This window comes from Aliidiomarina iranensis (genome assembly GCF_003987135.1).
Lineage (GTDB): Bacteria > Pseudomonadota > Gammaproteobacteria > Enterobacterales > Alteromonadaceae > Aliidiomarina > Aliidiomarina iranensis.
In genome coordinates, this window is record NZ_PIPJ01000010.1 from 1 (window position 1) to 23,417 (window position 23,417).

Genomic DNA, 23,417 nt, shown 5'->3' on the forward strand with positions numbered 1-23,417 from the left:
AGGCATTAAAACGCTTCACACTCACCACTCCCGCATGATTCACCCGCTGCGCTTGCCCAAGTGCATTAAAATCACTCTGCGTGCTGATAAGCTCACCGTTCTCATAGCGCGCCACCACATACCGCCCGGATGCATCAAACTGAGTTTCTGATTGCCGATAAATGCGCTTGCCCTCATTTAGCTGCAAGCCACTACCACCGCAACTACCGGCATAATGCAAACTACACACCGTCGTGCGGATTTGATTCCCATAGCCATCGTACTCATACGCCGTTTTTAGATAGCTCTCATTGTCACCTTGTGGCTCTATCACCTCATAGTCCAAAAGCCCATAAGCGGTATACGCAAACGCCGAGTGCCGTACAACCCTCTCATCACTATTTGGATTAAATGAGGGCAAGCCTGTTGCCCCGATAACGCCACTGCCCTGCTCATGCGTCACCGTACTGGCAGATAATCGATTCAACAGCCAAGCCGACAGATTATCGGATTGATAGCTATTTGCCGTATGCACCCGACGCATCACCTGATGAACATTATCGAATGTATACACCGTCACATCGGTTAATCGAGCGTAACGTTCTGCAACTTTCTCATAGTGCTGCTCTGATACCACCTCGCTCATCAACGTGGCGGAGCCATCGCTATTGATGCGGCGGCTAAGCTCATGGGAGCGCGCTAAGAATGGGAACACTGAGGCACCCTGGTTCAAAACGTAGTTCTGATAAACATTCGACGACTCACTTAATACCACCCCACCAAGCGTTTGCTGAGTCGATTTAGGCATGCCAATATATGGGAAATGTTGATGATACGTGGTGGTGGTTTCAATACCCGTTTGCACATCACGCGTTGTTAATGACGCAAACCCTAAAAATCCACGGCCGCCAGCCTCCGCTCGCGCACCTTCATAAGTGTAGGTCACCGAAACAGCACCCGCCCCCGTCGCAGATTCGACCACCGAAACCACCGGTATCGCGCCGATAATGCTATACACCCGCTCAGGATTTGGTATGCCACTGGCATTTTTTGTATAAAGTGCAGGGTTCGTTAAAAAGCCATATGAGATGCGCGTATCGAGCCCGTGCCCATGCACAAATTTTGCAATCGTATCCTGCATCGCGGCGTTGTTGTAGCTCCCCACAAGCGACATGGATTGCGTTCCCGGCTGAGATAATGGGTCCCAGCACATCGTGCCCGGCTCACACGACGGCGGTGGGCAAATCGGCGGGCAACCCGGATCATCTGGAATCGTTGTTGATGCGCCCATCTCGTAGGTTCGAAGGCGCCCAGTAGCCGTATCAGTAATCAGCATTGATAATCGCGAACGCGCCGGCAAACGACAACGACATCGCCCCTGTGCTGGTGCGGCGCGATTCAAACACACCCCAAAAGTTATTACCAAGCTCATTGCAAAAGTTACTCTGGGTTGATGCAAGCATCGCACCATGAGGGCTCGACTGCGGTTGCACACCCGGCGGTGCAGGGCATTGGTCGAACCCATTGTTGTTCATTCGCAAAATTAAATCGTTCAGCCCATCGCCATTAATGTCATAACTTATCGAGTTCGACAGTAATTTTTTAAAAAATGTACACTCACTCCCTGCATCACAGTTCAGCGGTGTGGCCGACACATTCACAGACTGCGGGTTTGCAAACTGCCCTAAACTGTTATCACGATATGCTAACCCACTTTGCAAAATATCAGGTAAGCCGTTACCGGAAAAATCATGCAGCGCAATATACTGCTCTGAACTGATAATGCGATGGGTTTGCGTGGCATGCGAATACGCACGCCACTGATTTTGCAAACCGTTTCGCCCAAAATAAAGAATTTCAGCGACACCATCCCCATCTAAATCCGTTATCCGAAAATCAAACGGATGTTCGCCATTTTCAGTCGTCAACATATACTGAAACAGTAATTGTTCAGAGCCTAAGGATTGCCCATCATTTTCGCGCATCCGCACATAAAACCAATGCCCTAAACGGCTCACGGTCACAAAATCAAGCCGCCCATTACCGGTCACATCTACAGCAGCGTTATACATGATGTAATCTTGCTTAGTCACATGAACCGACCGGCTCGGTGTACTCGAAAACCCTAATGTTTCTTGCTCCGCTTCATTCCATTCTAATACCAGCGGCCGCAAACATACGCCGCTTAAACCACACTCGGTAATTTGAATGATTCGTTTTACCGATGATAAGGGCGAGTCATCATAATCAAAGTCCATCGTGTAGATTTGCGTTTGCTCATGATTATCCACCCGAATTCCGGTTAATAATCGACGTGGCGTGACCTTTTTATCGAACATGTAAAAGGGTTTTTGGTCAAAACGAAAGGTGTTAATCACGTCAAAGTGCACACTGTGTTGACTGTAACGAATTTCACTCAGCCACTGCTCATTCGTTTGGCTATCATAATCGTAATAATAGCGAATCGTATTGGCCGCCACCTCAAGCTGGTCGGTAACTTCACTGAGGCCCCAACTAATAACCGTCGTTTCATCGGCGGCCCGATATTGACTATCGGTATGCACCCCGTAACGGCGAATGGCGCCATCTACACTGCGCACTTCAAAGTAACTTGGGTTACCCAAACTCCCGCCCAACGCCGTAATCTGTAATTGCCCCTCAATCTCCGTGGTGTAAACCGAGCCCGGCGCACCATATTGACCCGATATCACCATGAGCCGTTGGCCATCAAGACAAAAACGGTCAGTAGCCGATAAGTTCACCGCACGAAAGCGAGCATCATGAATGGGGGTTTGTCGACAGCGCTCAACGCTCGAGCCCGCTCCAACCGACCATCCCTTGCCCATCAAGCCGCTGCTGCCTTGCGAATGATAATTAACGGACACCTCCGGTGTATTCCCCGCAATACCGGCCGGGAGTGGCACGTTTAAGCTATACGTTGCCGCGCCGCTTTCATCAACCCGAAAGCTCCCTGACGTCGCCCCCACAGCACTTAAATCATTCACAATCGATGCCGCCTGAGGCGATGGCGCAGTGCTCACACTCGATGGCGGTAAGGTAGGTGCCGGAAGCTCCGTGATAGTGATTATGGGTGTGAACTTAGACCAAAAAGTGCATGACTCGGTTAAACTAGAACTGTTGGATAGATTTTCTGATGAGTTGGTGTAGACAAATAATTCACAGGTGCGAACACGAAAACTATGTGTACCTGTATCGACAATATCGTGCGCATAACTACTTAATGCTGACGTCGACATACTCATCGGTTGTGGATCCGATGGATCAGAAGGCGAACTTCCGTACACTCTTACAGAAGGTTGCAGCACACCATTTAATTGCAATTGGACATCATAGACAATCGGCCACGCACTATTCGAGGGGCTCGTTTCCCACGCAACATCGATCACATTATCATTATGGGCGGCAGTTACCGCATTGGGCACGCTTATGCCGATTGAAATATCTTGAGCTGTGGCAGTGCCGCTAAACAGAAAGGTGCTAGCTAGTAGAAATAAAACGTTGAATGTGCGCATTTTTAGGCGTCCTTGTAGAGAATATATCCTCAAAATTAGAGGTTATGTACGCTCCATATCAGCCAATAATGATTCGCACGGGTTTAGCTTTAAATAAAAAACAACAATAAGCAAACAATTTATTATATAAATTGTAACAAAGTGTTACTGAATTGGTTTTTAGTTAAATTGAATGCTTAATTTATCGTTCTTAAACTTATCGTTCTCCCAAGCTAATTCACTGATTCACCGCACACCCAGCCTGAACTCCAAGCCCATTGGAAGTTGTAGCCGCCTAGCCAACCGGTAACATCGAGCACTTCGCCAATGAAAAATAAGCCGGGTTGTAATTTACTTTCCATAGTTTTTGAGCTGACTTCATTTACATTTACGCCGCCGATGGTTACTTCTGCGGTGCGATACCCTTCGGTTCCGTTTGGCTTTATTGGCCATGCCGCAAGGTTATTTGCTACTCGTTCAATATCGACATTACTTATATCCGCTAACTTCTTCGTGGGCCATTTGCCATAATTCGCCAGCACCTGCACCAAACGTTTCGGTAAATATTTACTCAAAACACTCACCAAGCCACTGCGTGGTTGCTCCACTTTTGCCGTTTGCAACAAAGTGAGCACTTCCTCGTTTGGCAGAAGGTTCACCGCTACGGTTTCTCCTGGCTGCCAAAACGATGATATTTGCAACATAGCCGGCCCGCTTAAACCGCGATGAGTGAAAAGCATAGCCTCGCGAAATGACGCTTTTTCGTTACTGGCTACTACATCACTCGCCACACCTGAAAGATCGGCAAAAGCCTGTTTATCTGTATCGTGCAATGTAAACGGCACTAAACCGGCCCGAACGGGCACAATACTGTGGCCAAATTGCTCGGCTAATTTATAACCGAACGGTGTAGCGCCAAGTTTTGGCATAGATAAACCACCACATGCCACAACTAGATTTTTACAATGATATTCAGCCTGTGCGGTTTTTACACTATAGCCACTACGCTGCGCATCCACCGCGAATATTTCGGTGCGCAACTCTACCTTTGCGCCAGCATCTCTGCATTCTTGCATGAGCATACGCACAATATCTTTCGCTGAATCATCACAAAATAACTGCCCTAAGGTTTTCTCATGCCACGGTATCTTGTGTTTATCCACCATAGCTACGAAATCCCATTGGGTATAACGGCTTAACGCAGATTTACAAAAATGCGGATTTTCCGAAAGGAAATTTTCTGGGCTCGTATACATATTGGTAAAGTTACAACGGCCACCACCGGATATCAGAATTTTTTTGCCTGCTTGTTTGGCATGGTCAAGCACAACAACCGATAGCCCTCGCCGAGCAGCTGTTGCCGCGCACATTAAGCCCGCGGCACCTGCGCCTATGATCAGAGTATCAAAGGTTATCGTATCTTGTTCAGACATTGTTTCTGTATCCGCTCACTGATTAAAAAATGATTACAAGTAATAGGTGGAATTAAAGTGCGCTAAACGCCAAATTTGAATAAGCCAGAAACAATTTGAAACAATTTACAACTAGATAACATTCAAACTTTGATCTATGGTGTAGTTAGGTGCTCTCAACTACTCACTTATGGGGAACGCATCAGCTTTCTTATGGTAAGGACAAACCCATGAAAATGAAATACTGGATACTCGGATTTACGCTATCATTTTTAGCACCACAAGCATTGGCTGAAAACCTTTGTGCCGAAAATGATTGTTCAGAAGCAATTGAAAACTTACATCGTGCAGCGGATTATGGCGCTGATGAGGCCATGATTATTCTTGCAGTAAGTTACGCCAATGGTGAAGGTGTGAACGTAAATATGGATCAAGCGCGGATCTGGATGAAAGAGGCGCTGCGATTTCGAAACCCGCAGGCCTATCACGTTAAATCGAATTGGCGCCGCAATGGTACCGTTTTTGAGCAAAACGAAGAGCGTGCGGATTATTGGCTTCAAAAAGCGGTAGAGAGTGGATATGCCCCTGCCGTTTACGAGCAAGCTGTTCGAAATATTCGCGCGAATGGTGATATCGACGAAATACTGGCTCTGTTAAAAGATGCGGCGAAGGATGGCCACCCAGAATCGATGTATCTACTGGCTCAATTATTTGAAGAAAGTAATCAACATCGCCAGGCTGCGCAACTTTATATGCACCTTGCGGTAAAAAATTATCGGGATTCCAACGAGCGTAATCGTGCTTATGCCCGCTATTTTGAACAATCTGAGCAGGAAGAAGACCGAGAGTTAGCCGCTCAACTACGTGAGTATGAATCAATGGAAGTGATTGTTGTTCGGGGTATCCAAAGCGAGCCCATGGAATACTTCAACGATTTCTCAGCGCGCTTAAACGAGGAGTTTTATCGTAGAAAAGCCACTGGTTCAAATGTGCGCAGAGCGCCACCCTGCGGCAGTTTTGCATCGCCTTGCAATATCATATTTGATCGTAAGACTCGAGATACTGCGGCAACAAACGTAGAAGAGCTTTTACAGGGCTTGTAGTACTTCAACGCTTTTAGCTCAAGTGAAAAGCCCCGGCATTCTTAGATACCGGGGCTTTTTTCTGTGTTAAGCATAACTTTTTGAGTTTTGATGTAATTAACTCACCACGCCAGCATTGTTGATAAATACCGAGGCAACCTCTAAATCAGCACCGTAACCAAACACCACGGCGAGTACGAGTACGATAGTGGCGAACAACATCAATTTACCGAGCAACGGCATGCAGAAGCGGAACCAGCGATCGTAAGGCACACCTGCTATACCAATGATACCCATCAACACCGCATTCGTAGGTACAATCATGTTCGAGAAACCATCACCGAACTGATAAGCCAATACCGCTACTTGCCGTGGAACACCCACTAAATCGCTCAATGGAGCCATCAGCGGCATAGTTACGAACGCTTGCCCTGAACCTGAAGGCACAAATAAATTGAGGATAGTTTGAATAACCAGCATTCCTACTGCTGAAATAGCTGCAGGCACGTGTGATAAGGGCATGGAAAGGCCGTTCACGATACTATGAAGGATTTGGCCATCTTCGAGAATTAGTGCAATACCTCGAGCCACACCGATTAGCACAGCGGTAGTGGTTAGATCTTTCACCCCTTCGATAAAACTTTCCGCCGCCTCATCGAACTTCAAGCGCCCAAGCACTGTAATTACCAAGCCCCAACCAACAAAGCATGCACCTAACTCATACAGGTACCAGCCGTGTTGGGAAATACCATAAATGGCAATCACGATAGTAGCTAAAAAGGTGCCGAGAATCATTCGATGGCGGCCATTCAGTTCCGGGTAAACCGTAGCCTCTTTCCCTTCTAGCGGGCACGGTAAATCAGCAACTAACGATTGGTTTGGGTCAGCAATTACTTTCTTTGCGTATGTCCATACGTGATGAAAAGCAATTAAGATAAACGGCAGAATAATCACCGCTCGCAACCACCAGCCCGAGTAGAGAGGCACTTCGGCGATACCTTGCGCAATCAACACGGTGAATGGGTTAAAGGCTGAAGCGCCATAACCCACGCCATAGCCCGCTACTGTCATGCCCACTGCTGTCATGGCATCAAGGCGCATGGCTTTACACAAGCCCACAAGAATAAGCACGAAGGGGATGTATTCACCGGCCGTGCCAATTGCACCAGATGCCAGTGAGAAGAAGAAGATAACCATAAAGATTAACTTCTGCGGCTTATCACTGTGTTTTTTCAATAAACGCCCGATAAGCGCATCAACGGTGCCGGTGCGCCGGGCAATCGCTAATACACCACCTACTATAAACACGAAGAAAATAATATCTTGTGCAGCTGCGAACGCCCGCGGAACTGCTGTTAGCAACTCCCACGGCGTGAGATATTGCCGTTCCTCAACCAATGAGAATGTACCAGGAATAACAACTTCGCGATTAGCATCATTGATGAAGGTTTGGAAGAACCCTTGCGGCACTATCCAGGTTGCCAACATCGCGATAATCATCATGCCGAATAGCAGCGTCAGGGTATGTGGAACCTTGAATGCTTTAGCCATAAGAAAAACCTATATTGTTATTGTATGGAAAACCGTGGCTAAGAATACCTGAACCACGTAAAGCAACCAAGATTAACTTTGTTTCAATGTGTTTTACCGTTAACCTAAGCGCACGTTCGTTTTTCGGGAGTAGTGGTATGAAACGTTGTTTTTTGTTGTTGAGCATATTTTTTCTTTCTTCATGTGCGCAATTTACCGATATGGTGAGTTACCGCATTAATGAAAGCCAATTAGAGCAGCTTATTTTGCAACAAGCTGAACAGCAGCAACCCGAAGTTCGCATAATGGGCTTCTCCGTACCGCTGGAAATCACCTCGTTGATCGCTGAAATTGGCCCAGAGCAAACCGATATTGTGCGCTTACAGGCGGGCTTTAACTTGCCAATCGAAATTTTTGGCCGCAGCTACCCAGTTACATTGAACTTGGGCGTAGAGGGCGCACCTATGTACGATGGTAATGAAAAGGCCATTTATGTTCGGCGTTTAAATGTGGTGAACTCTTCCATTAATGCGGCAGGATATTCGGGTACGTTAACTGGCTTGAACGGGCAAGTTTTAGATATTCTTGATGAATTCATGAGTGAACGGCCGGTTTATCGCTTAGATGCGAATGATAGAACACAGCAACTTCTAATGCAGGTGCCGCTATCGCTCACGGTTGAAGAGGGTGCGCTACGCATTTCACCCGCGCGCTAATAAGCTTGCTTGATATACACATCAAATCGATGCTTCTTGCTGGCAATTTGGCTACTTGGCGTTTGCCCCGCTAAAAATGGGGCTTTCGCCGGGCGTTTAACAACCACTCGGCACTTTGCGATAGCCAGCGCAGCCGCTAAGAGGCCATCGGCATCTAAATCAGCGCCAACCAGTTGCTGTAACATTTGCATATCTTTTTTTACCGCTGCTGATTTCTCGCGCTCTGGAAACATGGGGTCGAGATACACTGCATCGGGTTGCCAATCAGCAAATACCGCATGCGCATCTTCATGATCAAGTAAGCTTCCTGCCGGCAACACCAAAACGCGTTGATAACTCCAATGCTCATTTCCGTGAAATTGCTGTAAGTGCGCTACCGCTTGGTGTAATAAGGCATGAATGGCAGGGTTGCGCTCCAATAAACGAACTTCGCAACCGGCATGGGCTAAAATTAAACCATCGCGGCCAAGGCCGGCTGTTGCATCGAGAACTTTCGGCCGGAACCCTTTGCCAAGCCCAAGTGCTCGCACAACAGCTTCTTGCCGACCACCCCCAAGTTGTTGGCGCCAAGCTTGCTTGCCGCGAGTGTAATCTAAAACTAAGGGCTGATATTCGGGTTTGCTGCGCCAACGCAATTGCAGGCCTTCACGCGTGAGCTCGAGAATAAAATTAGAGCCAGTATCTACTGTTGGTAGCGTAAATTCAGAAGCTAAAGCTGCAGCCGCTGCTTGCAGTTCCGGCTCTGCTGCCAACAATGGCACGGGAAAACTCACGGACGATATTCCATAAGCCGATGCGGAATGCCATCCTCTAGGTATTCCTCACCAATCACGGTAAAGCCTAGGGAGCCATAAAACTCTAATAAATACGTTTGTGCATTTAATTCTATGGGTTGGGCCGGAGCTCGGGCCAAAATTTCTACAACCGCGCGTTGCATAAGCTCACGCCCGTAGCTCTTGCCTCGGCCTCGTTGCGCTACCACTACTCTGCCAATTTCGGAGGTTTCATCACCTGGGCAGTGTAACCGAGCATATGCAACTAAACCCTCATCATCGAAGCCGCACAGATGCAGCCAATTCGTATCTGTGCCATCAATATCGGGGTAGGGGCAATCTTGCTCAACGATAAAAATATCTTGCCGTAATTTAAAAATATCGTGTACTTGCAGAGCGCTTAATTCTGAAAATGGGTGGGTTGCGAAATGCAGCATCATTTCCTCCGAGGGGCTATACCTGGGGCGAAATACGCTAAAAGTTCACCCACTTTTTTCCGATTAGCGCCATTTTGACTGATAAACCTGTGTACCTGCAAGGTGGTTAGCTCTGCATGCTCATAAAAAAGCCGCGCTGTTTCGGTATCGTGATTACTAATGAGTACGGGGATATTGCGCTTTAACGAGGCATGCCGTGCTTTTTGCGCCAACAACAGCTGTTCATCTAAGCCAAAGCCGTTACCCGAGTAACTGGTAAAATTAGCCGTAGTGGTTAACGGTAAATAGGGTGGATCGCAATAAATAACGTGGGTATCGCGAGCGCGGCGAAAGCTATTCTGGAAAGGCTCGCAGGTGAAGGTTGCTTTTTTTGCTTTTTCTGCGAAAAACTCTAACTCAGCTTGCGGAAAATAAGGGCCTGTATAGCGCCCGAACGGCACATTAAATAAACCGCTCGCGTTGTAACGGCATAAACCATTGTAGCCATGGCGGTTGAAATATAAAAACAACAGCGAGCGAAAGTAAGGATCGTTGCTGACATTGAAGGCCGCTCTTAAGGCGTAATAAGCCTCTGGGGTATTGTTCGCTGGCGTAAAATAACGCCGCGCATCTTCGATGTAGGTTTTCGGCCTACGTTTCAGAAACTTATATAAGTTGATCAGATCCGCATTAATATCGTTTAGGAGGTATTTATCGTAATCAGTATTCAGAAACACTGAACCCGCACCAACAAAGGGCTCAATCAGTTTATCACCCGGCGGAAGCAAGCGTTGAATAGGCTCGATTAATGTATATTTGCCACCGGCCCATTTTAGGAACGCGCGCTGCTTCTTCATATAATTGTAGTTTGCTAATGTTTGGGGTTAGTGTAACGGGATAAGGCCCACAATAACACGCATCAAAGTGTATCGATAAGCCTTGTTAGCGCTTCGTTACTAATATTACTGAAAATGTTGGCTCGGCCTGGCCCGGTGGGCAAAATAAATCTGAGCTTGCCTTGTTTTACTTTTTTATCGCGGGCCATAAGTTCTAGCCAGCGCTGTTTGCTGATGTTTTTCGGTGGCCGAATCGGAAGCCCAGCGTTTTTAATGAGTGTTTCGATTCGATTCGCATGGTTTTTTTCGATATAGCCAAGTTGCAACGCTAAACGTGCTGCCATTACCATTCCAGCGGCAACGGCTTCCCCATGCAACCAGGTTTTGTACTGCGTTGCAGCTTCAATAGCATGGCCAAAGGTATGGCCCAAATTTAATAAGGCTCGTATGCCATTTTCATGCTCATCCGCAGCTACGATATCAGCTTTTATCTCACAACTTCGAGTTATGGCGTGTTCTAGCGCATCGGGTTGGCGTTCAAGCAGTTTAGCCATGTTTAATTCTAGCCATGCAAAGAAATGGCTATCGGCCATAACGCCATATTTAATCACTTCGGCAAGGCCAGCCTTTAGTTCCCGCTCAGGCAGGCTTCGCAAGGTATCAATATCAATCACCACCGCCGAGGGCTGATGAAACGCACCAATTAAATTCTTACCACCCGGATGGTTCACTGCGGTTTTACCACCCACCGAAGAATCAACTTGGGCAAGTAAGGTTGTTGGAATTTGGATAAACGGCACGCCGCGCTGCCATGTAGCGGCCACAAAGCCGGCCATATCACCTACCACACCGCCGCCTAAGGCAATTATGGTGCAATCACGATTAAGCCTGTGCTTAACCAACAGGTCCATAATTTCGCCATAAATAGCGAGTGATTTATAAGATTCACCATCGGGCATAAGTGCATGAAAGATATTCGCGCGCGCCACACCCTCAGCTTGCAAGCCATCGGTAAGCGTTTTTAGGTAATGTTCAGCAACCGTGGCGTTGCTGATAATCACAATTTGTTCGCCAGCGTTTGGCAAGGCTTGTTGGAGAACTGCGGCTACCGAGGAACCCAGTAGTTTCGCCCCCACGTATATGGGATAACTGCGTGCACCAAGAGAAACGTTTAGGCTCTGCGTTGGTGCATTCATATTTATAACCCCAATTTACTAATAATTTCGTTGGCCACTACTTTCGCGCTTTGCTCATCGGTGTGGATAACCACATCAGCAATTTCTTCGTACAAAGGATCGCGTTCTTCGGCAAGGTTTTCAAGCACTTCTCGCGGATTATCGGCATTGGCTAACAGGGGCCGGCGTTTATCGCGCTGTGTGCGGGCTACTTGCTTATCAATATTGGTTTTTAAATAAACCACAACACCCCGTGCTGATAGTTTTAAGCGATTTTCTTTGCTTATGATTGAGCCGCCACCGGTTGCCAGCACAATGCCGGTATTTTCAGTGAGCTCACTAATCATTTTTTCTTCTCGTTCACGAAAGCCTTCCTCGCCTTCAAGCTCAAACACCCAACTGATATCCGCACCGGTGCGGCGCTCGATTTCAGTGTCCGAATCGAAAAATTCGAGATGAAGAGATTTGGCGAGTTGCCGCCCGATGGTGCTTTTGCCAGCCCCCATTGGGCCAATCAGAAAAATATTGCGCTTATCAGCCATAGCTTGAATACATCACTTCTTATAAAAACTGTTTCGAATCAAATGAGTGGTGGTTCACCCCTGTGCCCCAGAAAAAAAGACAGGCGATTATCGCAATTTGCGCTCATTATGGCAACCAGCGCGGCGGTTCTCGTTCGCCAAGGCTAACCGGTAAGGTAATCGCCAAGCAGTTCGATTGCGCCTCGGATAACGATGCTTCGGCGATACCTTGCACAAATTCTTCGGAATCTTGATTTGCCGCTACAGCACTTAATGTAACTCCTGCCGTTGTAATCTGTGTGATCACGAGGCCGCTTTCTGGGTGCACTTCGCCCTGCCAATAATAAGAAATTTGCTCATTATTCCTAATCGCTACTTTATTGTTCAACGTAGCCACAATCGTATGCTGTTGCGGCCAACGCTCTTGGCAGCTTGGCAATTCGGCTTCAACGGTTATCGTTTCTTGCGGTGAAAATGGGCTATGCGCCAGCATAGGCGCTTCTACTTTAGCGCGTGAGCCATTTTTCAGCGTTAAATATACTTTCAGTTGCTCCGGATACCATTGCCAGCTTGCCTCATGTGGATACCACTGGCTATCTACAAACTGCTTTAGCCATGTATACAAGATAGGAAATTCGCCCGATACACCTAGGTATTGAATATCGCCATCGCTAGTACTCTCTAAATTAAATTCCTCTAGCTGAACCCCCGCAGGCAAACTAGGAGGTTGAGGCTTATCAGCCAATGGCAAAATAACTACTGGCGTGCTTAATTTTTGCTGCAACACTTGGTATTGGGCATGGGCGGTAATTCGCGCCTGCGCTTTCGGCTCGAAATATAGAAACTTACAGATTAAAACGCCTACGGTGGTTAATATGGCAAGTAATACCCGACGTTTGATTGGCATAAACGCAAGCTTATGCAAGTAAGATACGCTACTCATAACTACCCCTTACCGTTCTGACCAATATTTTCAACGCGTTCAGCACCGCCTGAGCCATTCGGTATGAGCTCCATATGTAGCTCCCATGGAAAGGGTTCATTTACGTCGGAATTGGTTAAATCAGCGTTTTTCACCTGCCAACCGGCGATAGGCCACGCCGATATTATTTGTGCTTCTCTTGCTGCTTGTAACCGCCACGTGAGCTCTGTGCTTTGAGGCCGAAAATGCACGCGTTGCAATTGAATACGCCTATGCACTGGCAATCCTTCTGTATTTGCCATGAGCTCACCTAAAGTGGCTAACAACTGCAACTGCTGAGCGATTGGGTGAGCGGCAACCGGTATCGGCGGTTGGTAACCAAGGTTTAATTGTTGTTTAGCTTCTGCCGAGAGCTCTTGCGGTAAATTCAGATGTTGCCAGCCTGCTGCCACAAGCAGAATAAGAGCCGCGCCCACAATTTCGATTTGCGTATAGAAGCGTTGACGTTGCAAACGTTTTGCTTTTGGAAGAATAAAATCAACCACCGAAGCCTCCTTGTACGGGTGGTACAAGCCGTATTTCTGCATGCTTGATATGCTGATATTTTGCGTACAACACCGCTATAGCGAGCACTAACTTACGGTATTCCTCCTGTGTGTAATGGGGAAAGTGTTCGCTTAACCATGCTTCAATTTGCGGCTGCTTAACGAGGTTATGTTCCACCAACTGGCGCTCAGTAAAAATTTCACTCGCAGGGCACCAACTCGCTAATTGCCTTGCACAGAAAGTTAGGGTATCGAGCCAAGCTACAAGCTCGGTATATCGAGATTTTGCCAAAAGCCAAAGCTTACTGTTTTGCTCAGCCAATTGAATATCCCATAACCAAGCGTTTGGATTCGCCTGCTGTTTCACTTTTAATTCCGCACAAGCAATGGCCTCAGCTTCGCTTATTCCGGCTGGCAACAATAGCGGTAACACTTCGAAATGTTCACTTACGGCATGAATGGGGGCTTTTTTGAGGGGATAACGCCACGGCAAATTATTAGCGGCTATACGCCCATGAGCGGCTTCTGGTAACCCATTTGGCAAAAATCGACTCAGATAAACGGTGAATTCACATGTTGGCCTCTTATATCGCGCGATCACCATCACAAAGCCATGCTCATCGCCGGCGATTCCCACCAACCGGTTTTTCAGTACACGGGGCCTAGTGTGCGGTTGTTTCTTTTTAAACATAACAATGGCCTCCCTGCCATTATTTAAATTGAATTGTTAAGTTTTGTATAACTGCAGTGGTATTGGTTAAATTTAGCCGATAATAAGCGTACAATAGATGTGTTTTACCTCGGTAATGGCGGAAATTTTGTGATTCGATTTTTGAAGTACTCCTTGCTCGCGCTCGTGGCCTTAATGTTCATGGGTGTTGTGGCGGTTGCAGGGCTATATATCTACGTAAAAGACGACCTCCCAAGTGTGGAAACGCTGAAAGATGTGCGCTTTTTAACCCCCATGCAGGTTTATACCGCCGATGGTAAGTTGATGTCGCAATTTGGTGAGCAACGGCGCATCCCCCTCACGCTCGATGAAATTCCGCAATCTATGATTGATGCCATTTTAGCTACCGAAGATTCCCGTTTTTACGAACATCGCGGTGTTGATCCTATCGGTGTAATGCGTGCTTTCTGGGTGCTGGTTAGCACCGGAGAAATTCGAGAAGGTGCAAGTACCATTACCATGCAGTTAGCTCGAAACTTCTTTTTAACTCGAGAACGAGCGTGGATGCGGAAAGTGAAGGAAGCATTTATCGCGTTGCACATTGAGCAATTACTTACCAAAGATGAAATTCTTGAGCTGTATTTAAACAAACTTGAACTTGGGCATCGGGCTTTTGGTGTGGGTGCAGCCGCCCAGGTTTATTACGGCCGTGATATACATCAATTAAATTTAGCTGAAATCGCAACGCTTGCAGGTATGCCCAAAGGGCCTTCGATTTTAAATCCGATATCAAACCCGGCGGCCTCGGTACAGCGCCGCCGCGTAGTTCTGTTCCGAATGCTTAGTGAAAATTATATTAGCCGCGCTGAGTATGATGTGGCCTACCGTGCGCCTGTTACTGCTCGTTATCATGTAGCGGAATTAGAGTTGAGCGCGCCCTATTTAGCAGAAATGGTACGGCAAGAAATGGTTGATCGCTTTGGTGTAGATGAAGCCTACAATGGTGGCTACAAGGTATATACCACGGTGAATTCAGAGCAACAATTAGCCGCCGAGCATGCTTTGCGTGAAAATCTACACGCCTACGATGAGCGCCATGGTTATCGTGGCCCAGAAATGCGCTTGTGGGGTATTGACCCGGAAAGCCTTTTTAGCGATGAAAACGCACAAATTCAAAAGCTACCGGACGAAGCAACGCTCTCTCTAATGATGCAAAATCAAGGTGAGCCTTGGGCCGAAGCCGATATTATTGAATATTTAGAGCGCCAACCGCGGTTTGGCCGTTTGCAGCACGCGATTGTTACGAACGTACAAGAAAAAACCGTTGATATCATTTTGCGTGGTGGCATGAAGGCTAACATTGAATGGAGCGAAATGGATTGGGCTCGGCGCTACATTAGCGCTGAGCGCCAAGGCAACCCCCCGCAAAGTGCGGATGCCATTTTAAACCCGGGCGATCATATTCTTGTGCGTTCTGTTGAAGCCGGCTACCGCTTGGCACAAATGCCCGGCCCAAGTTCAGCGCTTGTAGCGTTAAATCCGAACAATGGGGCATTGCAGAGTATTGTCGGCGGTTATAGTTTCAACCACAGCCAATTCAACCGTGCCACGCAGGCAAAGCGCCAAGTGGGTTCGAGTATTAAGCCTTACATTTACGCCGCTGCCCTAGAGCGTAATTTTACGCTTGCAACATTGGTGAATGATGCACCTATTACGCAGTGGAATCCGGGTTCTGGTTCGGCCTGGCGGCCGCGTAACTCACCTGAGGTATATGATGGGCCAATTCGCTTACGCGAGGCTCTTGCGCGCTCGAAAAACGTGGTATCCGTTCGCCTCATACGTGAGCTAGGGGTTAACCCAACGGCGGATTATATCGAACGTTTTGGCTTTGATACTGCCGATGTACAACGTAACGAATCGTTATCGCTAGGTGCTGCTTCGTTTACACCGATGGAAATGGCGCGGGGATTCGCGGTGTTTGCCAATGGTGGTCATTTAATTACACCATATTTTATTGAACGTATTGAAGATTCTGATGGTAATGTGGTTTTTCAAAGCCAACCTGATTATGCCTGCGCACGCTGTGCCGCGGAAGCGGCTGGAATCACCTTCAGCGATGACGAACAAAGCAACGAAGAAATTTTAAACGATTGGCCGCAAGCGCCTCGTGTTATTTCTGAACAGGTAGCTTATTTAGTAACGCAAGCGCTGCAATCAGCCGTTTGGGGTGGTGGTAGCTGGGCTCATCAAACTGGCTGGAATGGCACAGCGTGGCGTGCGCAAGCACTGCGCAATCGGAATTTAGCCGGCAAAACTGGTACTACTAACGATGTGAAAGACACTTGGTTTGTGGGTTACACCAGAGATATTGTAGCCGCTTCGTGGGTTGGCTTCGATAACCTTGAATTTAGCTTGGGCCGGACATCATTGAACGGTAATTTGGGCCGTCAGCGCCAACCCATTGTTGGTTCCGAGGCCGGTGCAACCACGGCATTACCAGGCTGGGTTACTTATATGGAAACGGCTTTAAACCAGCTCGATGATCGGCCCTTTGAATTGCCACCGAATATGATATCTGTGCGTATTGATCAACCCTCGGGGCGCCTTACCAACCGCACCGACCATACCAGTATGTTCGAATATTTCATTCGTGACACAGAGCCCAAGGAGTTTGTAAACCCTGAGCGCCGGCCACAAGAAGTGTTTGAAGATGACGATGGTTTATTCTAGCACGCGAGGTTAATGCGGCTGCACACCAATGCGGGCGAGTAGCTGATGTAAATCAGATTGCACACCGCCCGCGGTTACTTTTCTACCCGCGCCGGGGCCGCTGATTACCAGCGGCATATCGTGGTACCAATCGCTGTAAATCACGAAAATATTTTCGCCCGGAATCAAATTGGTTAGCATATCTTCCACTGAGATGTTTTCGATGCCTACGCGGGCGTGGCTGCGGCCATCGGCTACCGAGAAACTCGCCATTAGGCGTGGAACCTTACCTTCTTTTTGTGCTTCATCCCATAGTGCTTGCATTGGCGCATCGAGTTCGCCCAACCGCTGCATAAACTCAGCTACCGGCACATCACGCAACGATTCGGGCACGAGGCCATGAATTTCAATATCATTCCAATCAAGTTGAGCACCGATTTCGCGCGCCACAATCAATAATTTACGTACGATATCGTGGCAAGACAAATCTTCTCGAGGATCCGGCTCAGTAAAACCTTCCGCTTTTGCTTGCAGCACAAGATCGCTGAACTTCACATGGCCATCGAAGTTTTCAAACAACCAGCTCATGGTGCCGGAAAAAATACCCGAGATACTACGAATATGATCACCAGAGCGAATTAAATCGTTGAGTGCATAATTTAATGGCAGGCCAGCTCCCACAGTGGTGTTATAGAGCCACTCGCGTTTGTATTCGTGTTGAATAGTACGAATTTCACGATACAGCGATTCTTCTGCAGAACCAGCACGCTTGTTAGCACTAATGATATGCATGCCATTGGCAAAGAAGCTAGGATACAGCTGGGAAATAGCATTGGCGTCGGTTAAATCCATTAGGATCAGCTCATCACAAGGTGCATTCGGTAATTCTCGTAGCAATTCCGTGAGCACATAAGGCCGCGCCAAACGTTCAAAGTTGTCCTGCCAATCTTGTAAATCCACGCCACTGTAATCAAGCCAAAGGCGCCGTGAGTTGGCGATACCTAAAATACGAACATCAACGTTTTCGTTCATTCTATCGCTTTGTTGGCGATACAACTCAATCCATTCACTACCGATATTGCCGCGGCCTATCACCAACACGCCCACGCTACGGCGGAAGTTAAACAGCTGGCTATGTAGGCGGTTTAGCAAGCGGTTATCGAGCTTCTGCCCCAGAATCGCGATCGCTGAGGTTTTATTATCGGAGATAGAAAATCGCCGCAACGCTTGTTCACCTACTTCACGGCGTAACACCGAAAACTGCTTAGTTTCTTGAATGCGGGCACCTACCAGCGCAATCATGCTATAACCGCTCACCTCGCGCACTTGATGTTCTGCATCACTCACGGCTATCCAGTTGCGAATATAATCAAGGTGGTTTTGATGAAATGCATAGAAACGTTCGCTGCTATTTTCCTCATCCCAGGTTAAAAGCGGTTGCAATTGGTTACTCTCGAAACGGGCAATTAAGCCTCGGTGTGCCAAGCCGATACTGAATAGAACAACATCTTGCAGCGATGTTAATACTTTGCCTTGCGCCTCGGTGTAATCATATTGGCCAATTCGCGTTTGTTGATTCTCTACTTTTAAACTTGAGCGAACGCTGATCACCATGCGATCTCGGTTTACGGGCTGAAAGGTGCGCGGGTGTAACACTGGGCTACCTAAACGGGCAAGCTCTTCGGCCTCACTCCAATCCAGCGAAGGCAAGCTCACCACTCGCTCAACTTTACGCGGATCTGCCGAATACACGCCTGCCACATCTTTCCAAATCGTGGTTTGCCTGCTATCAATCAAACTGGCTATCAAGGTAGCCGAATAATCGGAACCATTGCGCCCCAGCAGCAAAGTACGGCCGCTGCCAGATTCGCTGCAAATAAAACCCGTGACAATGAAGCGAGTACCGGGGTATGGCCCCAAGCGAGCAAGTAACTGGGAACGCGAAGTTTGCGTATCGATAACGGGCTCTGCCGCATCGGCTGCCTCTAAAAAAGTACGCGCATCAATATAATCGGCACGCGTGCCTTGTTTCTGCAGTAACGCCGCAAGCAAGCGTGAACTCCAAAGCTCACCATAGGCACACAGCTCAGCTCGCTCAATAGTTTCCGCGCCTATAAGCCATTGCTGCCAACGTTCGAAATCAGCTTCCGATTGCGCCATGACTTGATTCAACAAACGCCCAGAAAGTAATTCTTCGATAAGCCCTTGCTGAAAGCGCTGCAATGAGCTCAAAAGGGTGGCGGCGTATTCTGGCTGAGTTTCTCGTGCATCAGCAATGGCAATAATGCGGTTCGTAGTATCGCCTGCGGCTGATACCACCACTAAATCACTTACACCGGCATGTTCAGTAACAATTCGGGCTACTCGGCGATAGCAATAGGCATCGGCAAGGCTGCTACCACCAAATTTATGCACGTGAACTTCATCAGCGATAGCGCGGATTCTTTCAGGAGAAGGGTTTACCGGTGTATTCATGCTAACAGCCTACTAGCCTTGTGTTTGAAAAGTAATACTTAGCATCATAACGAAACTTTTCTGGAATTAGAAGTTTAGATGGCTAAATGCTGCAAAAAAGGGCATAATATAGAACATGCAAATATAATAACGTTTTTTCGGCGGCTTGAAACCGCATTTACCGGAGGTTTTCATTATGGAATGGGATGGCGAGTATATTTACCCTTATGCGGAGCATGGCAAAAAAAGCACGCAGGTGAAAAAAATTACCGTATCGATTCCGGTGAATGTTTTAAAAGTTCTAACCGATGAACGCACTCGCCGCCAAGTTGCGAATTTACGCCATGCTACGAACAGCGAGTTACTGTGCGAAGCCTTTTTGCACGCCTTCACCGGCCAGCCGTTACCAGATGATAACGATTTGAGTAAAGATAACCCGCATAAAATACCAAAAGCTGTGCGCGAGTACCTCGATGCCCACAACATTCAGTATTCAGAGGATGATTTGATCGAAGATTAATTTTGGTGCCGACCATGCCCCCGCTTTCTCTCTAAACTAAGTATAAACGGAGGGTTGAGCTCAGGGTTGAACTCAGGATTAAATTAAAAGAGCTAGCGATAATTTTTCTGCTAGCGCCAATCGAGCGTGATATGTGTTGCCCCCTCACGCTCTAAGCGCTCTCGAAGCGCTGCGGTTGGTTCCCGCAAAGATTTCACACGGCGATCATGAACCTCTACAAAGCCGGCTTGAATACTTTTATGTAAGCCTTTATCCATTAAATCATTAATAATCTCGATTTCCGCGCCCTCTACATCCATTTTCAGAAGCTTTACTGGCTTAGCTAAGTCAGCAATAAAATCGCTCAATACCACCCCTTCAACCTCGTAGAAATCATCTGCATTCACATTTGATTTTGCCGAAATAAGCGAAGAGCTCACGGAATATAACAATGGATCTCGTTTGGCATGGCGGTGCGAATACAGCTTAAAAGAGCCGGGCTTCACCGTACTGGCGGCTTGAAATAATTTTACGTTAGGATAATCGGCAACGCGTTCTTGCAATGCTGCAAACGCTATGGGATTGGGCTCAAAGGCGTAAACTGTTGCTCCACTGCGGGCCATAATCTCAGTGTAGATGCCCACATTGGCACCACAATCGATGGCAATATCACCCGCACTTAATGCAGCCGCTGCAACTTTGAAGGCTTCAGTTTGTGCTTGGTAACGTGCTTTTCTGCGCGCGCTATCGAGGTTTTTTAGCCAAGTAAAAATACCCACCGAGTTATCCTTTTGCTTTCGAATTTATTATTGTAGTTAGTAAATTATGCACGAATAAATAAAGTTCTGTAAACAAAAGCCTAGTATCTTGGATATAGGGTTGTATATATTCTGTTACAAACAGCAGGGTGTTTTAGTGGGAAGTGAGCTCGGCATTCCCTGAATGCCGAGCTTAAATGAAGCAGGTGATTCCTAAAAACGCATCGTTGCGCTCAAGCTGGCAGAAGTTCCACGCTCGCGCATTTGTACCACTTGCCCCTGCTGGAGAATTTCCGTTTTCTCATCTAACAGGTTTTTCAATCCAAGTTTCACTGATAGCCCTTCCCGTGGGTAGTAACTATAGGTGAAATCAAGCGAATGAAATGGCTGCTCAAACGCATCATCTTTGCCATCCACACCGGCAAATGAAATACGCGGGCCGAACACGTTGTATGAAAGTGTTGCCGAATGGCGCTCGTTAGGTGCATCGTACCCAAGTTGCGTATTCACCACATAACGTGAATGGCCGCTTAAGCGGCGGCTAAGATTGGTAATATTTGATTCGCCTAAACGTTGAATCTCGATATCAGAATCACTAATGGTTATATTACCGGCTAGGAAGAAATCACTGGCCCACAGAGGAATGAAATCAAGCTCTGAGAACGTTCGCACGAACTCCGCTTCAACCCCATAAACACTGCCTTTTTCAGCATTTCGGAAGCTTACTTGCAAGTTACCATCAGAGCCTTTAATTTCCACCGTTTCGATGGGCTGATCAATATCCTTATAGAACGCGCCTATACTCAAGCTGCTGCCCGATTCGAGGTACCATTCCCAACGTGTATCAAGGTTAGTAATCTTCGAAGGCTGCAAATCTTGAAAACCAACAACTAGGAAATCAGTAACCGGATCCACGAAAAGAACCGGCGTTACTTCCCTTAGATCTGGGCGAACCACACTTTCACTGATACCGAAACGAAGTTGCATATCTGGATGGAACAGCCAAGTAGCCGCCAATGATGGATACCAATCTTCGTCTACCAACGGATAATCGGTAACATCACCTTCAACTTCACCCGTAGATGGATTCAAAGGAATCGAGATCTGCCGGAACGATTCGTAGCGGGCACCAAAATTAAAGCGCCAGGTGTAATCGTACAGCGCATCCATTGCAAAATAGCCTGCATCTAAGGTTTGCGCGGCAACATAATCATCGGCCTGAGCGGTAACATCAGAGATACGGAAGCGGTTGCTGGCATCACTTATGTTGGCGTCAGAAAATATTTCCGAGAAGTTTTGTTGCAGCTCCTGATTGCTAAAACCTCGGCTATCCAGCTTAAAGCGATCATTCTCTGCGGTACGTTGGCGCTGCTGCCAAGCGTAGCCTGCCTGCAGTTCCAGTTCCCATTTTGATAAGCTCAATGGAAGCGTGAAATCAGTAGTGCCGTATTCCATGTTATCGCGCATATCACCAAACTGAATCAATGCAGCGTTATCACTGCGGCGAAGCGTGAGTGCGGTTTGATTCCCTTCGCCATCCATGTTGCGAATATACCGATAATCAACTTGCCCCGGCGCATAACGGCGTGCTTTGGAATCGGTGTACTGCCATTTCACGCCCAAATCAGCTAAAAATTCAAAGCGGTGCTCACCACGAATCTGATTACTCACCAAGCTGCGTTCTTCATACATGATGGAGTAATCAACGTTCTCGCGGTTCGCTTCATTGATGGTTTCAATGGTATCACCGGTTTTAATTTTTATTTCATCTTCGGTATCAAGCAAATACAAACTAGTGGTTTGCAAGCGATGGTTGCCATCGTATTCAATACCAAAGTTGAAAATACCGGATAATTGCACGTTATCGCTGGTAGCTTGAATATCGTCATATTGCACCAAAGGCGTGAGGTCGTTACCACTGGTAATCGAGTAATAACGCTCTTGCTCTTTGCTGTTAGAACGGCTGCGATCGTAGCTAGCACTCGCTAGCATACCCACAACCCACTTATCACCCAGCTCTAACCGATCACCAAAGGTAACACTAGCATCCACATCAGGTTTCGATGATTCCGTTTGAATATCGTAATTTCGGTTCAAGGCTAAACCCAGATTACGGTTAATTTCCTCGGCTTGCGCCAAGTTAGCCGCATTTACGCCACCCAATGCCTGAGCAATCGGAATAGGCTCCAGAGAACCATAAGTATCCAAAGCCTCTTGCAAAGTGCTCGACATTGAACGCGTGCCATCATCGCGCCCGCGCCAATCATCGCCGCCACCGGCATACGTTAAGCCATCTTCATCATGCATAGTGCTATAGCCCGTGCCCAGAGAAACCTCGAACACGCGCTCCCGCGGGATACTCAAAGTACGAATATCAACACCGCCACCACCGAAGGTAGCGGGCTGATCTGGCGATAAACTTTTCTGCACCACTAAACGATCAAGGATACTGGTTGGAAACATATCCAAGGGCACTACATTTCGCGTTGGATCTGGGCTTGGCACCATGGCGCCGTTCAACAGCGTGCTCGAATAACGTTCACCTAAACCACGTACGTAGATGAACTTGTTATCCACTAGGGTTAAGCCGGTAATCCGGCGCAATGCCGCACCAACATCCGAATCACCGATGCGGCTTATCATTTCCGCATCCATGAAATCGGCCACTTGCGCGTTATCTCTGCGCTCAGCCGCCGTTATCGCCGCAGAGCTTAAAAGCCTGCCGCTCACTTGAATCCGTTCGATGCGCGCTGTGCCTTGCAGATTCTCATTGCCAACGATGGCATCAGCCTCAGCTTCAGCAGCCTCTGCATCTTCCGTGTTGGCAGTAGCTGTTATCATTGAAGCACTGAGGGCGAAAAGAACCGCTGTTGCCAGCGGTTTCATTACCAGAGATTTCTTCATAATC

19 protein-coding genes are annotated in these 23,417 nt (G+C 47.5%); 4 read left to right on the forward strand and 15 right to left on the reverse strand.

Annotated features, from left to right (window positions below):
* From CWE08_RS10780 to CWE08_RS10790, 3 genes are all read right to left on the reverse strand, one after another.
* Positions 1 to 1,315 (reverse strand): hypothetical protein (locus tag CWE08_RS10780; protein ID WP_198677162.1); only part of this gene is annotated, 1,315 nt, incomplete at its 3' end.
* Positions 1,302 to 3,512 (reverse strand): FG-GAP repeat domain-containing protein, encoded by a 2,211-nt coding sequence (locus tag CWE08_RS10785; protein WP_126768173.1) that lies wholly within the window; start codon positions 3,510 to 3,512, stop codon positions 1,302 to 1,304. The genes CWE08_RS10785 and CWE08_RS10780, both read right to left, overlap by 14 nt.
* Before the next feature lie 212 nt (positions 3,513 to 3,724).
* On the reverse strand, positions 3,725 to 4,924 hold the full coding sequence (locus tag CWE08_RS10790) for a BaiN/RdsA family NAD(P)/FAD-dependent oxidoreductase (protein ID WP_126768174.1): 1,200 nt from the start codon (positions 4,922 to 4,924) through the stop codon (positions 3,725 to 3,727).
* A 209-nt stretch (positions 4,925 to 5,133) separates the two neighbouring features.
* Here CWE08_RS10790 and CWE08_RS10795 point away from each other — a divergent pair, with 209 nt between their 5' ends.
* Complete coding sequence (locus CWE08_RS10795; protein WP_126768176.1) at positions 5,134 to 6,006, forward strand: tetratricopeptide repeat protein; 873 nt, start codon at positions 5,134 to 5,136, stop codon at positions 6,004 to 6,006.
* A gap of 96 nt (positions 6,007 to 6,102) precedes the next feature.
* Here the strand turns inward: CWE08_RS10795 and CWE08_RS10800 are convergent, their stop codons facing one another.
* The gene (locus tag CWE08_RS10800) at positions 6,103 to 7,536 is read right to left on the reverse strand and encodes a YfcC family protein (protein ID WP_126768177.1); all 1,434 of its coding nucleotides are present in this window, start codon (positions 7,534 to 7,536) and stop codon (positions 6,103 to 6,105) included.
* Between the two features lie 137 nt (positions 7,537 to 7,673).
* Here CWE08_RS10800 and CWE08_RS10805 point away from each other — a divergent pair, with 137 nt between their 5' ends.
* Complete coding sequence (locus tag CWE08_RS10805) at positions 7,674 to 8,231, forward strand: YceB family lipoprotein (protein WP_157981251.1); 558 nt, start codon at positions 7,674 to 7,676, stop codon at positions 8,229 to 8,231.
* Here the strand turns inward: CWE08_RS10805 and CWE08_RS10810 are convergent.
* From CWE08_RS10810 to CWE08_RS10845, 8 genes are all read right to left on the reverse strand, one after another.
* Positions 8,228 to 9,004: a class I SAM-dependent methyltransferase gene (locus CWE08_RS10810; protein ID WP_157981252.1), complete on the reverse strand. Its 777-nt coding sequence runs from the start codon at positions 9,002 to 9,004 to the stop codon at positions 8,228 to 8,230. The two genes, CWE08_RS10805 and CWE08_RS10810, sit on opposite strands and share 4 nt — an antisense overlap.
* Complete coding sequence (locus tag CWE08_RS10815) at positions 9,001 to 9,444, reverse strand: GNAT family N-acetyltransferase (RefSeq protein ID WP_126768182.1); 444 nt, start codon at positions 9,442 to 9,444, stop codon at positions 9,001 to 9,003. Before CWE08_RS10815 ends, CWE08_RS10810 begins: the two co-directional genes overlap by 4 nt.
* A complete protein-coding gene (locus tag CWE08_RS10820) occupies positions 9,441 to 10,277 on the reverse strand; it encodes a Dam family site-specific DNA-(adenine-N6)-methyltransferase (protein WP_126768184.1) in 837 nt (278 codons plus the stop codon). Before CWE08_RS10820 ends, CWE08_RS10815 begins: the two co-directional genes overlap by 4 nt.
* 62 nt (positions 10,278 to 10,339) lie before the next feature.
* Positions 10,340 to 11,452, reverse strand: a complete 1,113-nt coding sequence (gene aroB / locus CWE08_RS10825; RefSeq protein WP_126768185.1) for a 3-dehydroquinate synthase — start codon at positions 11,450 to 11,452, stop codon at positions 10,340 to 10,342.
* Positions 11,453 to 11,454: 2 nt separating this feature from the next.
* Entirely contained in the window at positions 11,455 to 11,973 is a 519-nt protein-coding gene (gene aroK, locus CWE08_RS10830) for a shikimate kinase AroK (protein ID WP_126768187.1), read from the reverse strand.
* Between the two features lie 106 nt (positions 11,974 to 12,079).
* A complete protein-coding gene (locus CWE08_RS10835; RefSeq protein ID WP_126768188.1) occupies positions 12,080 to 12,895 on the reverse strand; it encodes a hypothetical protein in 816 nt (271 codons plus the stop codon).
* Positions 12,896 to 12,897: 2 nt separating this feature from the next.
* Positions 12,898 to 13,419 carry a hypothetical protein gene (locus CWE08_RS10840; protein WP_126768190.1) on the reverse strand — a complete coding sequence of 174 codons (522 nt, stop codon included), beginning with the start codon at positions 13,417 to 13,419 and terminating at the stop codon, positions 12,898 to 12,900.
* Entirely contained in the window at positions 13,412 to 14,110 is a 699-nt protein-coding gene (locus CWE08_RS10845) for a hypothetical protein (RefSeq protein WP_126768192.1), read from the reverse strand. The genes CWE08_RS10840 and CWE08_RS10845 overlap by 8 nt, the downstream gene beginning before the upstream one ends.
* A 132-nt stretch (positions 14,111 to 14,242) precedes the next feature.
* Between CWE08_RS10845 and CWE08_RS10850 the strand changes: the two genes are divergently transcribed.
* The gene (locus CWE08_RS10850) at positions 14,243 to 16,819 is read left to right on the forward strand and encodes a penicillin-binding protein 1A (RefSeq protein ID WP_126768248.1); all 2,577 of its coding nucleotides are present in this window, start codon (positions 14,243 to 14,245) and stop codon (positions 16,817 to 16,819) included.
* Positions 16,820 to 16,828: 9 nt separating this feature from the next.
* Here CWE08_RS10850 and metL read toward each other — a convergent pair whose 3' ends face one another.
* On the reverse strand, positions 16,829 to 19,273 hold the full coding sequence (metL, locus tag CWE08_RS10855) for a bifunctional aspartate kinase/homoserine dehydrogenase II (protein ID WP_126768193.1): 2,445 nt from the start codon (positions 19,271 to 19,273) through the stop codon (positions 16,829 to 16,831).
* 175 nt (positions 19,274 to 19,448) lie between these two features.
* On the opposite strand from metL, the gene metJ reads away from it, so the two are divergent.
* A complete protein-coding gene (gene metJ / locus CWE08_RS10860; protein ID WP_126768195.1) occupies positions 19,449 to 19,772 on the forward strand; it encodes a met regulon transcriptional regulator MetJ in 324 nt (107 codons plus the stop codon).
* A gap of 110 nt (positions 19,773 to 19,882) precedes the next feature.
* Here metJ and CWE08_RS10865 read toward each other — a convergent pair whose 3' ends face one another.
* Both CWE08_RS10865 and CWE08_RS10870 read right to left on the reverse strand, forming a co-directional pair.
* On the reverse strand, positions 19,883 to 20,530 hold the full coding sequence (locus CWE08_RS10865) for an FkbM family methyltransferase (RefSeq protein ID WP_126768196.1): 648 nt from the start codon (positions 20,528 to 20,530) through the stop codon (positions 19,883 to 19,885).
* A gap of 192 nt (positions 20,531 to 20,722) precedes the next feature.
* A complete protein-coding gene (locus CWE08_RS10870; RefSeq protein ID WP_126768198.1) occupies positions 20,723 to 23,413 on the reverse strand; it encodes a TonB-dependent receptor domain-containing protein in 2,691 nt (896 codons plus the stop codon).
* Between the last annotated feature and the right edge of the window lie 4 nt (positions 23,414 to 23,417).

Bases quoted from the DNA above. Each gene is read 5' to 3' on its own strand.
- CWE08_RS10805 (WP_157981251.1), top strand. From the start codon at position 7,674: ATGAAACGTTGTTTTTTGTTGTTGAGCATATTTTTTCTTTCTTCATGT.
- CWE08_RS10835 (WP_126768188.1), bottom strand. From the start codon at position 12,895: ATGAGTAGCGTATCTTACTTGCATAAGCTTGCGTTTATGCCAATCAAA.
- metJ (WP_126768195.1), top strand. From the start codon at position 19,449: ATGGAATGGGATGGCGAGTATATTTACCCTTATGCGGAGCATGGCAAA.
- CWE08_RS10870 (WP_126768198.1), bottom strand. From the start codon at position 23,413: ATGAAGAAATCTCTGGTAATGAAACCGCTGGCAACAGCGGTTCTTTTC.
- CWE08_RS10820 (WP_126768184.1), bottom strand. From the start codon at position 10,277: ATGAAGAAGCAGCGCGCGTTCCTAAAATGGGCCGGTGGCAAATATACA.
- aroB (WP_126768185.1), bottom strand. From the start codon at position 11,452: ATGAATGCACCAACGCAGAGCCTAAACGTTTCTCTTGGTGCACGCAGT.
- aroK (WP_126768187.1), bottom strand. From the start codon at position 11,973: ATGGCTGATAAGCGCAATATTTTTCTGATTGGCCCAATGGGGGCTGGC.
- CWE08_RS10815 (WP_126768182.1), bottom strand. From the start codon at position 9,444: ATGATGCTGCATTTCGCAACCCACCCATTTTCAGAATTAAGCGCTCTG.
- CWE08_RS10785 (WP_126768173.1), bottom strand. From the start codon at position 3,512: ATGCGCACATTCAACGTTTTATTTCTACTAGCTAGCACCTTTCTGTTT.
- metL (WP_126768193.1), bottom strand. From the start codon at position 19,273: ATGAATACACCGGTAAACCCTTCTCCTGAAAGAATCCGCGCTATCGCT.
- CWE08_RS10845 (WP_126768192.1), bottom strand. From the start codon at position 14,110: ATGTTTAAAAAGAAACAACCGCACACTAGGCCCCGTGTACTGAAAAAC.
- CWE08_RS10790 (WP_126768174.1), bottom strand. From the start codon at position 4,924: ATGTCTGAACAAGATACGATAACCTTTGATACTCTGATCATAGGCGCA.
- CWE08_RS10800 (WP_126768177.1), bottom strand. From the start codon at position 7,536: ATGGCTAAAGCATTCAAGGTTCCACATACCCTGACGCTGCTATTCGGC.
- CWE08_RS10795 (WP_126768176.1), top strand. From the start codon at position 5,134: ATGAAAATGAAATACTGGATACTCGGATTTACGCTATCATTTTTAGCA.